This window comes from Lysinibacillus sp. NPDC093197 (genome assembly GCF_044754025.1).
Taxonomy (GTDB): Bacteria; Bacillota; Bacilli; order Bacillales_A; family Planococcaceae; genus Lysinibacillus.
This window is the reverse complement of sequence record NZ_JBIVOH010000008.1, coordinates 159853-175815: the sequence shown is the minus strand read 5'-3', so window position 1 is coordinate 175815 and position 15963 is coordinate 159853. Positions and strand designations below refer to the sequence as shown.

Annotated in this window: 13 protein-coding genes; 1 reads left to right on the top strand and 12 read right to left on the bottom strand. The window is 37.0% G+C overall.

The features are described from left to right. Window positions 1-17 precede the first annotated feature (17 nt). The 9 genes from ACIP9G_RS18810 to ACIP9G_RS18770 form a co-directional block, all read right to left on the bottom strand. Entirely contained in the window at window positions 18-182 is a 165-nt protein-coding gene (locus ACIP9G_RS18810) for a hypothetical protein (protein ID WP_340826143.1), read from the bottom strand. Between the two features lie 125 nt (window positions 183-307). After that, on the bottom strand, window positions 308-1183 hold the full coding sequence (locus ACIP9G_RS18805; RefSeq protein ID WP_401021365.1) for a helix-turn-helix domain-containing protein: 876 nt from the start codon (window positions 1181-1183) through the stop codon (window positions 308-310). A gap of 441 nt (window positions 1184-1624) precedes the next feature. Further along, window positions 1625-1864, bottom strand: coding sequence for a short-chain dehydrogenase (locus ACIP9G_RS18800; protein ID WP_340826146.1), 240 nt, complete (start codon window positions 1862-1864; stop codon window positions 1625-1627). Window positions 1865-2022: 158 nt separating this feature from the next. Then, window positions 2023-2790 carry a 2,4-dienoyl-CoA reductase gene (gene fadH / locus ACIP9G_RS18795; protein WP_401021363.1) on the bottom strand — a complete coding sequence of 256 codons (768 nt, stop codon included), beginning with the start codon at window positions 2788-2790 and terminating at the stop codon, window positions 2023-2025. Between the two features lie 278 nt (window positions 2791-3068). Further along, complete coding sequence (locus ACIP9G_RS18790) at window positions 3069-4253, bottom strand: iron-containing alcohol dehydrogenase (protein WP_401021361.1); 1185 nt, start codon at window positions 4251-4253, stop codon at window positions 3069-3071. Between the two features lie 17 nt (window positions 4254-4270). Beyond that, a complete protein-coding gene (locus ACIP9G_RS18785) occupies window positions 4271-5032 on the bottom strand; it encodes a 3-hydroxybutyrate dehydrogenase (protein WP_340826532.1) in 762 nt (253 codons plus the stop codon). Window positions 5033-5047: 15 nt separating this feature from the next. Continuing rightward, on the bottom strand, window positions 5048-6364 hold the full coding sequence (locus ACIP9G_RS18780; protein WP_401021360.1) for a GntP family permease: 1317 nt from the start codon (window positions 6362-6364) through the stop codon (window positions 5048-5050). A 248-nt stretch (window positions 6365-6612) separates the two neighbouring features. Continuing rightward, complete coding sequence (locus ACIP9G_RS18775) at window positions 6613-8133, bottom strand: CoA-acylating methylmalonate-semialdehyde dehydrogenase (protein ID WP_401021357.1); 1521 nt, start codon at window positions 8131-8133, stop codon at window positions 6613-6615. Between the two features lie 15 nt (window positions 8134-8148). Further along, window positions 8149-9042 (bottom strand): NAD(P)-dependent oxidoreductase, encoded by an 894-nt coding sequence (locus ACIP9G_RS18770; protein ID WP_401021355.1) that lies wholly within the window; start codon window positions 9040-9042, stop codon window positions 8149-8151. A 233-nt stretch (window positions 9043-9275) separates the two neighbouring features. On the opposite strand from ACIP9G_RS18770, the gene ACIP9G_RS18765 reads away from it, so the two are divergent. Continuing rightward, on the top strand, window positions 9276-9893 hold the full coding sequence (locus tag ACIP9G_RS18765) for a TetR/AcrR family transcriptional regulator (protein WP_401021353.1): 618 nt from the start codon (window positions 9276-9278) through the stop codon (window positions 9891-9893). A 241-nt stretch (window positions 9894-10134) separates the two neighbouring features. Here the strand turns inward: ACIP9G_RS18765 and ACIP9G_RS18760 are convergent, their stop codons facing one another. From ACIP9G_RS18760 to ACIP9G_RS18750, 3 genes are read right to left on the bottom strand one after another with little or no spacing between them, the layout of a single operon-like run. Beyond that, window positions 10135-12147: an EAL domain-containing protein gene (locus ACIP9G_RS18760; protein ID WP_401021350.1), complete on the bottom strand. Its 2013-nt coding sequence runs from the start codon at window positions 12145-12147 to the stop codon at window positions 10135-10137. 54 nt (window positions 12148-12201) lie between these two features. Then, window positions 12202-14358 (bottom strand): RNA degradosome polyphosphate kinase, encoded by a 2157-nt coding sequence (locus ACIP9G_RS18755; protein WP_340826158.1) that lies wholly within the window; start codon window positions 14356-14358, stop codon window positions 12202-12204. Next, entirely contained in the window at window positions 14324-15901 is a 1578-nt protein-coding gene (locus tag ACIP9G_RS18750; protein ID WP_401021347.1) for a Ppx/GppA phosphatase family protein, read from the bottom strand. Before ACIP9G_RS18750 ends, ACIP9G_RS18755 begins: the two co-directional genes overlap by 35 nt. Window positions 15902-15963: the final 62 nt, after the last annotated feature.

The window sequence follows — 15963 nt, the reverse complement described above, 5'->3', positions numbered from 1 at the left end:
TCTTGTTCATCATAGGATTAGTGTTGACTTGGTAAATCAGGTATATCTAGAACTTCTATAATATTGACTACTTCAATATTTTTAGGACTGTCCACCATTGCTGTTGGTTTTGTTGTTGGTCCACTAATAAAAGTTACGAAAAGAGTAGATACTACTAAAAATTGCGTTATTATTTTCTTCATATATTACCCTCCTTTTGAAATATTATACATAAATATTTTGATTTTTTCAATAAGTATTTTTATATAAATATTTATTTTAATAAAAAATTCCCGACAGCTGCGATGCAATCAGGAATCCCATATCATTATCGTTTTTCAGTAAAATAATCTAATTTTACTTTTTCTATCACATCAAGGAATTCATAATTTCCCTCAATTTCGAAAATATGTTGCGCTTTCTCAAAATATTGTTCTGATTCCATTACCCTATCTAAAATAACTAAATTCCTACCTATTTGGAAGTAAAGCTCTCCCAATAAATACAGTGACTCTTCTGTAACGCATATTTTAATTGCCTTCTTACATTCTAAAATAGCTTCTTCTTCTCTTTTTAAAGCAACTAAAGTTTTAGATAGACCATATAAAATTCTAATCTTCAGCACACTATCTTTTAAATTACTTAAATCGTATTCTGATTTACACTTTTGGAAGATTTCTAAAGAATTTTCATACTGCTGTACTTCAAAATAAATAATCGCAATACTATTATTTATACTAATAGTCTGCTCTGTATAATTTTCCTTACCGGTTAATTTTAAAGCGCTGTTTAATATATTTATAGCGTTAACACTATCTTTATTTAAATAAAAATCACATATGCCCTCATGCCATAGTAAAAACTGTTTATCTTCATTACTGCTAAAATTCGCCTTTTCTTTTTCCGTTTTTACTATATAATTTATAGCTTGATAATCACGATTTCTTATTAGTTTTCTTATTAATTTTTTTGTTTCCTCATTATCATCTTGATGTGTTTTCAATGAATTTTGTCCGAAGAAGTAGTTAATATCTAACTTTAATTTTTGAGCAATTTTAAATAACACTACACTAGATGGTACACTTTCACCTTTTTCAAAATTACTTATCATCGCTTGCGTACAAATTCCATCTGCTAGCTCCGCTTGTGTAATTCCTCTATCTTTACGTGCTTCTTTTAATTTACTTGAAATAAGTTCTAACATAATTCTCCTTTTCTTCTACAGTATATAGTTCTTATACTTACGTAATCACTTCTTTTTCTATGAGAGCCCACATGGTGCATATATTTGAAGAAGTTTGTTATTACTTTATAATATAAACTCCTTATCATTATAACTATTCTAATAATAAAAAAGTAATATGTCCATAACTCAATTAAAGCACCTAAAATTATTACGTGCAAAGACAAGGAGCATTATTTAAACTAAATGTCGCTCCTTTCAAAATTTACTGTTGAAAATAAAAAAGTGCTGTCACTCAAAATGTTTGAGCTAAGCACAAATTAAAGTTAATAAAAAAACACCTTATAAATTCGCAATTTTAAGGAAAAATAATATTTAACAGCTTAGCTTTAGACGAAATTTTTTATTAAAAAAGAAGTATCACATTGACCAATGCAATGGTGATACTTCGTTTAAAGCCGTTTAATATCCTATCTTACTCCAGTAGTAAAAAATCATAATCCCTAAAAACAGTAAAAAAACAATATACACCCAAACAATTGGATTCAGCATTGTTGCAAATTCTTCGACTGTCCCTGAAATCGGCGTATCTTTTTCCGATTTCCGCTCGGAAGTCATCTTGGCAATTCGCATTGTCGCCACAAAGGATATAGCCGCAATGATTGTAATTGCAATAAGAGCTGGTATTAACCACATACCCATAGACAAAACTCCTTTCTTTGCCCTTAGTATGCATCAATACAGCTCTTCATTATGCAATGATTTTTTTCGAGGCTGCTCAAAAGCCTCACTTAAAAGCTGTGACATCGGCAAGTCCATTTAACTGGATTCAACGACATTCATTCTTTTGCTGAAGCAAGTTAAAAAGGGGATTGATTTAGCCACTGTCCTCCATCCAATGTGACACATTCACCATTCATATAACGCGCCTTATCAGACATCATAAATGTTGCAAGATCGGCTACTTCCTCTGGCGTACCAATTCGCCCAAGTGGTACAGAATCAATTGTCATAGCAGCAGCTGCCTCTGATTCCCATAGTTTAGCTGCACCACCAGTACGTTCAATTGGACCTGGTGCAATGGCATTTACACGAATTCCATAACGTTTCCCCCACTCGACCGCTAAAGTTCTTGTCATTGATAATACGCCTGCTTTTGCAGCAGATGAATGTATTACACCAGCGCCTGCATTCCAAGCATAGGTCGCCACCATATTGATAATTGAACCGTTGATTTTATTTTTAATCCAATATTTGCCGATGGCAGAAGAGCAAAAGAACGTACCATTTAATACAATATCAACTACTGATTTCCAACCATTAGGCGTCAAATCTTCTGCACGAACGATAAAGTTACCAGCTGCATTATTCACTAGTCCATCAACTTGGCCAAATTTTTCAACAGCAAACGTGACCATCGCCTCTGCCTGCTCTGGTATACGAACATCCATTTGGAATGTTTCAATTGTTTTTCCTGCTTCTAATATAAACTTTTTAGCTTCTGCTAATCGCTCTTCATTACGACCTACTATAACAACATTTGCGCCTTCTGAAACGAATTGCTTTGCCATATAAAGCCCCATACCACTTGAACCACCTGTAATAATAATCGTTTTCCCCTGCAACATTCTGCTTCCCCCTTCGTTTCTCAAAAATGAATACTCATTCATTTTATTTTACTATATTTTCTCGAAAATGTCATATTAATTCTATAAAACTCTTTTTTTATAGAGGTGCATGATTCAGAGTAGCGAAAAAAGACGTCAAGAAGTAGCAATTATTAGATGACTACTGCGTAGCGACTCGTGTATGTAAGGCGCAACAACCCACACGCAAGCAGATAATTACGGCTAATTGAAAAGTGCCTTCCTCTATTACATAAAGGAAGACACTCAGACTTAATTGTTTAAAACTCATAATAATAAGCAATTTTGTAAAGCTCCATTAACTCGTCGTGCGTTGGCACTTTAGGGTTATTTCCTGGGCTACCACTTGCAATTGCATCGGTTGCCATTTTTGGAATTGCCGCAAAAAATGCATCCTCCTCAATTCCCCATTGCTGTAAATTGCCAATGTTCATCTTTTTACACAGTTTTTTTATTGATTCAATTGCTAAATTTGCTAGCTCTTCTTGTGTTCCATTTTTTCCATCCTTATTAAAAAATTGTCCTATGTCTGCTAAGCGATCCACACATGCATCCTTAGTAAAGTCTAATACCGCTGGTAGCAGCATCGCATTTGAAATTCCATGAGGCACATGGAAGAGTGCACCTATAGGACGTGACATACCATGCACTAAAGCTACTGACGCATTGGAAAACGATAGTCCTGCTTGCATGGAGCCTAGAGACATCGCCTCTCGCGCATCGATGTCATCACCATGCTCATAAACTTTTAACAAATTATTAATAATTAAATCCATCGCCGATAATGCTAATACATTTGAATATGGATGTGCTAAACGTGATAAATAGCTTTCAATAGCATGGCTTAATGCATCAATGCCAGTCGCCGCTGTGATGGCTGGTGGAGAAGTTATCGTTAACATTGGGTCGACAATTGCAACTGGTGGCATAAAAGCTTGCTGTTTTATCATCATTTTTACATCATTAGTCGTGTTGGTAATAACGGTAGCATCTGTAGCTTCTGAGCCTGTGCCTGCTGTAGTCGGGACTGCTATATGTGGAATAGGCGCTTGCTCAGCGATTTTAGCCATTTTCATGTAATCACCAATGTATCCACCGTTTGTTGCTACAACAGCAATCGCTTTAGCTGTATCAATGCAACTTCCGCCACCGACAGAAATGATGACATCACATTGCGCAGATAGCAAAATTTCAAGACCTTCTGCTACATACGTATCCACTGGCTCAGTTGTTACCCCTAAATACGAAACCGCTTCCAAACCATTGACTGTCAATAATGACTTACACTGATTGACAAACCCTAAGCTATCCATTATTGGATCGCTAACGATTAGTGCCTTCGTACCTAGTTTTTTAGCATATAGACCAACCTCTTCGAAAGCATCTCTTCCATAAATAATCGTCCCTGGAGAATTTACAGTGAAGGTTGTTTTTGTTTGAATCATAACGCATCTCTCCTCCATTATTGAGCAGTATAACCGCCATCTAATACAATCGCCTGACCTGTTAAGCCTTTTGCTACATCACTAGCTAAATAGAGTGCAAGTCCTGTAATCTCTGAAACGTCTAACAAGCGCTTTTGAGGGACAAGAGGGTATAACACCTGCTCCAGTACTTCTTCTACTTGTATACCCCGTGTCTTTGCTAAATCTGTAAACTGATTACGGACTAATTCCGTATCCACATATCCTGGACATATAGCATTAACAGTAATACCATCATTGGCCACTTCAAGTGCTGCTACTTTGGTTAATCCGATTAGCCCATGTTTTGCAGCATTGTATCCTGCTTTACCAGCAAAACCAATAACACCGTTTATTGATGCCATATTAATAATGCGTCCAAATTTATTTTTCTTCATATGAGGTAATGCGTATTTCATTGTGACAAATGGTGCAACAAGCATTACTTTTTGCATTTGTTCAAATATTTCAGTCGGAAAATCCTCGATGTAAGAAACATGTTGGAATCCTGCATTATTGATTAAAATATCAATTGTGTTAAATTTCTCAACGGTGAAGGCAATCGCATCGCCAATTGCTTGTTCATCTGTAACATCACATGTATAAGCTGTTAATAGTGGATTTTGTTCTACCGCTTCAGCTAAGCGTTGCTCATTCATATCCGAAATAACAACATTCGCCCCTTGCTCAGCAAAAGCTTGAGCAATTGACAGACCGATTCCACGTGCAGCGCCAGTAATAAATACTGTTTTGCCATCTATCACTTCGTTTCCCTCCTACATTCCAATTGAGAATAATATAATCGCAATAATTGTACCGATAATTGGTATAATGACTGTCAATGCCCCGAAAGGCAAATAGGCATCCTTATGTTTCTCATTACATACAGAATTTATCGTCGTCACAACATAGCCGCCATGTGGCAATGAATCAAGCGAGCCAGAAGCAATCGCGATTGTTCGGTGTAATGCTTCCGTATTTACTCCCATGTCAATATAATGAGGAGCAAGTAATGGCATCGCAATCGTTTGCCCACCTGATGCTGACCCTGTTAAACCTGCAATAACAGCGATAGCAATAGCACCGCCAATTAATGGATTTCCAGGAATATTGGTCATTAAATCTACAGTTGCAACGAATGATGGTGTAGCTTTTACAACACCTCCAAAGCCTACTACTGCAGCCGTATTTGCAATAGCTACAACAGCACCCATCGCACCTGCTGCGAGTGTCGCACTAACAGATTTTGAATACTTATAACTTACTAAATATGCCATAATACAACCGCTCGTTAGCGCAACGATTAAAGCCGATGTGCCAAGTGAGTCATGGAAAATGAACGAAATCAGTAAAACTACTAATAATGGCACTAAGCTTAAAATAGGGCTAGGTAGCTTACGTGTTTCGTCAACTACTGGATCCGTTGAACGTTCAATAAACACTTCACCCTTTTTCACTGCACGTTTAATCATCCAGTTCAACCATAGTGCACCACCCACCGCCATAAATACTGCGACCACAATACTAACTTCCCATCCTGCATATGGTGTCGTATGTAAGTATTCAATCGGAATCCAGTTCTGAATCTCTGGTGAACCTGCTGATGTCATCGTAAAAGTCACAGATCCCAAACCAAGTGCCGCAGGAATAAAACGACGCGGGAAATTCGCTTGCTTAAATAAACTAATAGCCATCGGATAAACAGAGAAAGCTACAATAAATACCGAGACACCACCATACGTTAAAACTGCTGCTGCAGCCACCACAGCAAAAGTAGCATATTTCACGCCAATTTTTTCAACAATCCATTTGGAAACACTATCTGCCGCACCTGTATCTTCCATTACCTTTCCAAAGATTGCACCTGCCATGAACATTAAATACCAAGAACCAACGAAGCCAGTAAATCCATTCATATAACTCGTTAAGAAATTAGCTTGATTGTCATTTGCAGTTTGTGGGAAGAAAGCTAGACCATTCGTTACAGCCGCTATTAAAGCTGTTAATGGTGCTGAAATAAGTAAATTGACACCTCTCATTGTTAAATAGACTAAAAGTGCTAAACTTCCAAAAAGTCCAATATACGCTAACATCCACATCCCACCTATCTTTTTATAGAAAGTGCTATGTTACATCCAATATTATTCGTATTTTTACGCAATAGGTGGAGCTTTCCGCGGGCAAGCATTGAACAGATTCCCTCACTACGCTTTAGTCTCGAGTTGTTCGTTCGCTTGTTCTTCCCGCTGGAGTCACCACCTTTTGTTCCATTGAAATTCGTTATTTTCCTTTTAATACTATTTATGAAATTAACTCAAGTGATACAGCTCTATCCATTGCATTAATCGTTATTACTTGGGAATGCAAATGTAGATGCCGATGAAGCATTACTTGTCATCCAGCGTTCAGAAATTGTTTTAGTCTTTGTAAAGAAACGTGCCTGATCCGGTCCAAACATATGCCCCTCACCAAAACGTGAGCCTTTAAATCCAGCAAAGTTATGGTAACCAACAGGAATTGGAATTGGTACATTCACACCTACCATTCCTACATCAATCTCTGTTGTAAATTTCCGAGCTGCAAGCCCATCATTTGTAAAGATCGTAACTCCATTGCCAAGCTCATGCTCGTTAATAAGCTCGATTGCCTCTTCTAATGAATCCACGCGTACGACATTGCGGGCAGGTCCAAATACTTCTTGCTCATATATTTCCATACCTGGTTTTACATGATCTAATAATGTAGGACCTACAAAAAATCCTTTTGATTCGTTTACAATAGCTAGCTCACGACCATCACAAACAACAGTTGCCCCTTCTGATTCCCCTTTATCAATTGCAGCAAGAATTGCTTCTTTAGATTGCTGTGAAATAACTGGACCAAAGTCTGTATCCTTATCTGTATAAGCGCCTACTTTTAATGCTGTAATTTTTTCTTTTAATATTGCTACTAGACGATCTGCTGTTTCTTTACCAACAGGCATTATTGTAGAAATTGCCATACAACGTTGTGATGCTGCTCCATATGCTGCACCGATAAATGCATTTGCAACTTGCTCAAGGTCTGCATCAGGCATTACGACCATATTATTTTTTCCTCCGCCTAAAGCAGTGACACGTTTACCATATTTTGAACCTGTTTCATAAATGTATTTAGCAACCGGTGTTGAACCAACAAATGAAATCGCTTGCACAATTGGGTTTTCTAAAAGTTCATTTACTGCATCTTTATCGCCATTCACTACTGTCCAAATACCATCTGGCAACCCAGCCTTTTTCCATAGCTCACTCACATATAACGCTGTCATTGGTACTCTCTCCGATGCTTTTAATACAACGGAGTTCCCTACAGCAATAGCCATACTCGTTTGTGCTAACGGCACCATAATTGGAAAATTAAATGGAGAGATTGCCGCTACAACACCTAAAGGATACTTAGCCGAATAGGCATTAATTTGACCGCCAACGTTTACAGAGTACTCTCCTTTTACTAGATGGGGAGCACCAATTGCTAAATCAACCGACTCTAGCCCTCGTGTAATTTCACCTCTTGCATCTTCAATCGTTTTACCACTTTCCGTACAAATAATTTGTAATAATTCTTCCATATTATCTGTCACTAAATTACGGAATTTTAATACGACCTCCGCACGTTTAGATACTGATGTATCACGCCATTTAGGAAATGCTGCCTGTGCTTTAGCAATTGCCTCCCGTGTCTCTTCTACTGTTGCTAGTGGAACTTTTGCGATGATGTCACCTGTTGTAGGATTATAAACCGAACCGTACCGACCACTTTGCCCCTCAATCATTTCTCCACCGATAAAATGTGTTAAAGTTTTCACTTCTTGCGCTGTTGTCATAACTATTTTCCTCCTTTAATGTTGTTTAATAATGCATTTTTCCTTCAGACTTAAATAAGCTGCCGACATATCGTTTTCACCATAGCCCTCTGCTGATATATCATTGTAAAGATTCACTAGCTGTTCCCCTATCCGAAGAGGCACACCTGCTTCATCAGCCATATTTTTAGCTAGCCTTAAATCTTTTAGTAATAGATTTGTAGAAAAACCAGGCTCATAATTTTCATTTTTCATATATTCTAAGTAATTGCGTTCGTAAATACGACTTTGTCCATAGCTATTACTTAATACTTCGTATAGTGTATTAGCTGGTATCCCCATATTTTCTCCAAGGACAATCGTTTCAGCTACCGCCTGTGTATAAAAACCTATCATTAAATTGTTGAGTAATTTAATACGTGTACCGATACTAGGTGGTGCACCAAGATGATAGACGTTTTTTCCAACTATTCCGAAAATTTTAGCTCCACTTTGATAATCTTTTTCTTCTCCACCTACCATAATTGTTAGAGTTGCATTGATTGCACCAATAACCCCACCACTTACAGGAGCTCCTAGATAACGTAAGCCCAATGATTGCGCCTTCTTATGTAGCACATCATTTAGCTCAGGATTTACTGTACTAAAATCTATCAGCAAGCTATCTTGCTTAGCATTTTGTAAAATCCCTTCTTCTGATGTAAAGACATGTTCAACTATTTGCGGTGTTGGTAAGCTTGTCATAATGACATCACTTTGCTTTACAAGTTCTTGTGCAGTTGTTACACCCATACCACCTTCTGCAATAAATTGCTCCATTGCTTTTGTATTTGTGTCAAAACCGTACACTTCATAACCTGCGCGAAGTAAGTTAATCGACATTGGTAAACCCATATTGCCTAGGCCGATAAAACCTAATTTCTCTTTCATTCGAGTCCCCCCATTTCCTGTGAATTGCGTTAATAAGCGCTGATACACTAGCAAACTTTACGTTTTTATCGTAACATTAATAACGAGATACTCTTGATGACCGCAGTCACTGACTTCGGTCACTTAAATCATAAACAAACTTAATATAGCACGTCAATCAAAAAATTTTATATTTTCTGAATAAATTTTATGGTCATTATTATAGGATATTTTAATTACGGAGGCAGAAGGGCATGAATTCGTTAACTACTCGCCAAAAAAAGGCATTAGAAACTCGGGAAAAACTACTCAAAACTTCATTAGATTTATTTAATAAACATGGATATGAGCATGTGTCTGTTGAACAAATTACGAAAGCATGTAACGTATCAAAGGGGACTTTCTATACACATTTCCCATCCAAATATGATGTTATTTTGGAAAAATTCGAGGAGCTTGATAGTTTTTATAGTACAGTCGAAAAAAATATTGATCAAACATTATCGGCAAGTGACAAAATTCTCGCGCTTTATAAGGAGCAAATGCTGTATTTAACAAATGTTGTTGGAAAAGATTTATTGCGAACAGTATATTCTGCAGCAATGACCAATCAAGTTGAACAAAACCATTATTTAATTAGCCCTCAACGTAAAATCTTCCAAATTATCAATACTTATATTGAAGAGGGCGTTCAGCAAGGAGAATTTGTTAACGGTTTACAATCGAAACAAATGCAACAAATTATTCAGCGCTGCATGCGCGCGAATGTTTATGATTGGTTAATTCATAACGAGGAATTTGATTTGGTTTCAGAAATGGCACACTTTACAGCAGTTGTTCTAAATGGCATGAAGGTTCATCCTACAAAATAGCAAAAATTACAATAAGAGCACCTCGATATTGTCGAGGTGCTCAGAGTGTTGACAGAAGGTATATGGAAGTTCTTGCTCACTATTTTTTAATTAGTTGATTGGAGCGAAGAGTGAGCGACTGCTGCGGGAACAGCACAAAACGTAAATCGCAACAAACCGCGCATTAGCGAGGGGTGTGGCTTACGTCGTGCCCGCGGAAAGCGCCCGCCCATAGCGGAAATCAACGGCAATGTGATATCAATTACCCGACAAAATATTGTGCAACAATCGTTTCAACGGGTAAAGGTTTATTGTATAAATAGCCCTGCCCTTTTTGACAACGATGACGTTTCAAGAATGCTACTTGTGATGGCTCTTCAATGCCTTCTGCAATTACTTCAAGTCCTAAATTATGGGACATCGAAATAATGGCTTTAATAATCGCCTCATTTTTATCATCCTTTTCAATATCAGCAATAAACGATTGGTCGATTTTTATAATATCGATTGGATAGCGTTTCAAGTAGCTAAGTGATGAATAGCCAGTGCCAAAATCATCGACCGAAACATAAACCCCTAGCTGCTTCAGTTCCGTTAAAATTGAATATGTTTCATGGACATTGGTCATTGAGCTTTCTGTAATTTCTACTTCAATTAATTGTGGTGCGACATTATATTTTTTCAATGTTGCTTTAATCTTCCGCGCGAAGTTTTCTTTTCTAAATTGTTTTGGAGATATGTTGATAGCGATTCTAACTGGTCGATAGCCCTTCACATTCCATTCCTTTTGATAGCGACAAACCTCATTAATAATCCAATCACCAATTTCAACAATTAAGCCTGTCGCCTCGGCAATAGGTATAAATTGCGCTGGGGATACAAAACCAAATTTACGATTATTCCACCGCAATAACGCTTCAAAGCTATTAATGCTATTATCATTTAAATTCATTTGTGGCTGTAGATGTATACTTAGCTCATTAAACTCAATGGCACGACGTAAATGGGCCTCCATCAATGCCTCATTTGGAAACACATTAGTCATATCATCCCGATAATAGCGGTAATGTGAACGTCCGTGCTCCTTCGCTGAAAATAAAGCTTGATCGGCCTTTCTCACAAGAGTTTCTATATCCTTACCGTCAGCGGGACTTAAGGAAATACCAATTGAAACACTGATAAAATACTCCTGCTCATCAATCATAAAGGGCTGTTTCAACGAGTCTAATATTGAATTAGCTAATTGCTCTATTTTATCGATTGTTGCATCCTTTAAAAGAAAAATAAATTCGTCGCTATTATAACGATAAAGTGAGCATGTTGAGTAACAAAGTTCACGAAGTCTATGACTAAACATCCGCATTAGTTCATCACCCTTACTTTCACCAAGGGACTCATTAAATTTTTTAAAGCGATCTATATCTACTAAAATAATTGTTGCCTGCTGATTTTCACTTTGTTTATCGCTCAAATGCTGTTGCCAATGCTCTTTAAACGCTCTACGATTCCAAACACCTGTCAATTCGTCCTTTAAGGCTAAATAATAAAAGGCATTGTGATCACTCTTAAACGATTTCGGGTCTTTTACAAAAAAATGTACCCCTATTATTTCTCCATTAAAATAAGTTGGATGTATACGCAAATAAAATGGTTCGCTACTTAGTAAATTGCCCTTAAATAAACATTTAGCCATATCCAATGTAGCGCCTTCAATCGTTTTAGCAAATAATAATTGTACTTCGTTTACATAGTTGCACTCCAATAATGAAAAAATATCAAGTCCTATAAGACTGTGATGTTCCCTCGACAATACAGACGTAGCAGCAACGTTTTGATGAATAATACGACCTTGTAAATCAGTCGTTAGCACAGGACACACATGTTGTTCAACGAATTGCAAATAAGGCTTCGTATCATTCTGTTCCTCACGTAAAATAACAGCTATAAGTGATGCTTCCAATTGCTGTACACTTACAGCAAACGATTTTTGCATTTGCTCAGTCTCTGAATAAAGCTCAATCTTCCGTGCAATGTTAAATTCTTGTTGTACAATTTTCAATAATTGCTGCCAACATTGCTTAGTAAAGAATCGGTCTGCTTTCGTTGCTTTCACATCGTGCAACACTATAGCTAATGGGAGTTTATCGTTATAGTGAACAATTTCAAATTCCCCATTATCAGCTTTTTTCAAGCATATAACTGCATCAAACGGATTAAGCAGTGCCATCTGTCGATAGTTTGCGAATTGCGCTACATTTCCTCTATATTTTTTCATTATATCCCTCTCTAGGTAGCGTGTTTACTCTAAGTCGTCTAGTACGCTCGTTATTTATTCTTCATCTAGCGTAGGCTTTAGAGCATCCTTTAAGAAAATTTCCTGACTATTAATAGGGTCTTCGCTTCGATCAAACTCTTTATAATGATATTTTCCATTGGAATCTTGAATACGAGCCTTTGCAGTATCCTCAAGTTGTTTGTTCATAATATCCATAATACGGGCTTTTGCTTCAATTGAATAGACAGGGAAAAGAATTTCAACTCGTTTTATCATATTTCTTGTCATCATATCTGCGGATGATAAGTAAACTTTGTTTTCACCATTATGATGGAACCAATAAATACGTGAATGTTCAAGGAATCGACCAACAATACTTGTGACGGTGATATTGTCACTAATACCTGGTATGCCTGGCCGTATGCAGCAAATACCGCGAATAATAAGCTCTACTTTTACACCAGCAATAGAGGCTTCGTAAAGCTTCATCATTAAATCCTTATCCGTTAATGAATTCATTTTAGCTCGAATAAACCCATTACCGTATTTCTTATGACAACTAATTTCTTCATCCATTAAACGGATAAATTCATCACGAATATCAAATGGTGCAACGACTAAATGATTAAAAGTAGGTTTTTCCGTATAGCCACTTAAATAATTAAAGAAGTTTGTTGCATCAATACCAAATTCCTTATCAGATGTTATGATGCCCATGTCCGTATAAATTTTAGCCGTTGCATCATTATAATTTCCTGTTCCGAGATGTACAAAACGTTCAATTTTCCCATTTCGACGACTCACGACTAACGTTATTTTAGAGTGAGTTTTTAAATTATTCATACCGTATATAACAAGACAACCTGCTTGTTCCAGTTGCTTCGCCCAATGCACATTATTTTCTTCATCAAAACGGGCTTTGAGCTCTACTAAAACAGTCACTTGCTTGCCATTTTCAGCCGCAAGTTTTAATGCTTGTATAATTGGGGAATTGCCACTAACTCGATACAATGTTTGCTTTATTGCTAATACATTTGGATTTACAGCAGCCTCTGAAATAAAGTCTACTATCGGTGCAAATGACTCATATGGATGATGGAAAAAAATGTCCTGTAGTAACGCTTTTTCAAAAATATTTTCATCTGATTGTAAATCTAAAGGTGGCTGTGGGATAAAGCTTTCATACTCTAAATGTTCTCGTCCTACAGAAATACCTTTCACAAATGAAAACATAAATGTTAAATCTAATGGGCCATCAATATGAAAAACATCGGTCTCCTCGATTTCAAATTCATCTAGTAAATAAGCTAGGACTTCTTCATTCATTTCTCCGACACGTACTTCGAGTCGACTACCGACTCCCCATTTGCGTTTTTTTAGTTCTTTTTCAATTTCAACGAGTAAATCGCGTGCGCCTTCTTCGTGAATCGTTAAATCCGCATTACGTGTTAGACGGAAAGCCTGTGCAGATTTAACACTGTACCCATAGAAAAGCTTTTCAATATGAGCAACAATCACATCCTCGAGTAGTACGATGACCGTTTCGCCCTCAGCACAAGGGACTTTAATATAACGATCCAAAACAGATGGCACCTGCACTATCGCAACCCTTTCACGGCTTTCAAAATCTGTTTCATCTTGTTCTAATAGTACAAGTAAATTTAAAGTTTTCCCTAGCAATGTTGGAAATGGTCGATAAGCATCTACTGCCACAGGTGTTAGTACAGGGAAAATTGTCTCAGCAAACATTTCATTTATAAATGCTTTTTGCGTACTATTTAAATCCTTCATGTCCGCAATATGTACATTATGCTGGGGCAATAAATCATAAATTAAATGTCTATATACTTCCGTTTGTCGACGTACTAAAGCTTGCGTACGCTCAGCAATTTTTGCCAATTGCTCTTTTGGTGTTAAGCCTGATTTATTTTCAGCTTTATGAAAACCAGCACGTACTTGGTCCTGAAGCCCTGCTACGCGCACCATAAAAAATTCATCTAAATTGGAGCTAAATATCGCTAAAAACTTCAAACGTTCTAGCAGAGGATTATTGACATCCTCTGCTTCTTCTAAAACACGCTCATTAAATGCCAACCAGCTTAATTCACGATTATTATAATATTGAGGCTTTGCAATTTCTTCGAGCAAACGGCTATGTGCTTCTGAAAAATCTTCTTCATGTAAGCGATTGTTCGTTACTTCCGTTGTCATCTTGGTTCCACCCTTCTTCAATAAAATTTACTTTAATTGGTGTCTTTAGAGCACGTTCTAGATGTTTTTTATGCCGATTAGCTTGATATTTTTCGGCAGCCGCATTTTTTTTAACGTAAATGTTTAGCTGGACAAAATTATCCTTAGGTTGCATTTCAATAGCATGTACAATATTTCTTTTCGATACATTTAACGCATAGACAAATTTTAATAATGCACCAAAATCACGTATTTTACGATGTTCTTCACGACTCATCCATTCTATAAAAGGAGCAGCAAATCGGTAAAAATAATCTTTATTTTTATACGATGCTAAAAGTGCAAGTTTTAGTCTTTCCTTATGGTTTAAGCCATCAATTGATTGATTGGCAACTAAATAAAAGGTATGTTGGCTGGCGGAGCTTAACTCAATATATTCCCCGATATTAAATATCTTTGCTGCCTTCCTCAACAATTGCAAATCGGTCTCGTCAAATTGTAAAAATTTCAAATGACAACACTCACGGTATAATTGATCTGCTAGGTGCATTAAATAATCAACTTCTGCCTCAGAGCGTCCATACTGCCTAGCTAACCTTCTAGCGTTTCCCTCAAAAACATTATATTTATCAAAGGCATTTGCATCTTTTTGCAAAATACGGTGGATAATAAGCCCTTCTCGTAATCCTTTTTTCGTTAGCTGGAACACTTCACTACCGACAATGTCCATAAGCACGCGAAACACCTCTAAAGCAGGTACAATAATATCAGCGCGGTCTGTCGATAAACCATCTAAATGTTTTAATTCTTGGAAGCTTAAGTTACCTAAAAACAAACTGAGCTGATCCAAATCCTCTTTACATATTTCGTAGCCATGCACACTCGCAATAGGATATTGATGCCGTTGCTGATGAACTTGCGCAATATTCCTTGCACTGCCTCCAATCGCAATAATTGGTAATCCTACTTGTTGAATCCAAGGAAGTGATTTAAACTGCTCTTTCACAAAGGCAATCAATTCTTTCTTCTCACTACTATTCATAATGTCACCTTTTACGAATCGTTGCTTTAACGACACCGTTCCAAAAGGAAAGCTAAAGGATTCAATCAGTTCTTTATTTTTAAATAGCGTTATTTCTGTACTTCCCCCACCAATATCGATGGTCACGGCAGAAAGTGTTCCAATTGAATGCGCTACAGCAACATAACCGAAATACGCCTCTTCCTCCTCAGACAAAAGCTCTATTTGTATGCCGGTTCTCTCTTTCATTAAAGCTATAATTTGTTCTTGATTCGTTGCTTGACGAATTGCAGCTGTTGCAGCAGCTTTCACATCTACAATTTCAAAATCATCAAGCATTGCTTTAAATGTTAATAATGTTTCCGTTAGTACTTGAATACCTTCTTCTGACATGTCACCTGAGGGTTGCAAATATGTACGTAACCGTGCAACCGTTTTAATATTACCTAGCTCTCTAAGCCCCTCTTCATTATCATACTGATACAGCACTAAACGAATCGTATTCGAACCAATATCAATGATAGCTGTTTTCAATTCATCCAAATAATCACTTCCTTTATAGAACAATCGGTAGTCTAATTATTTTGTGTTAATAGCACCGTCAT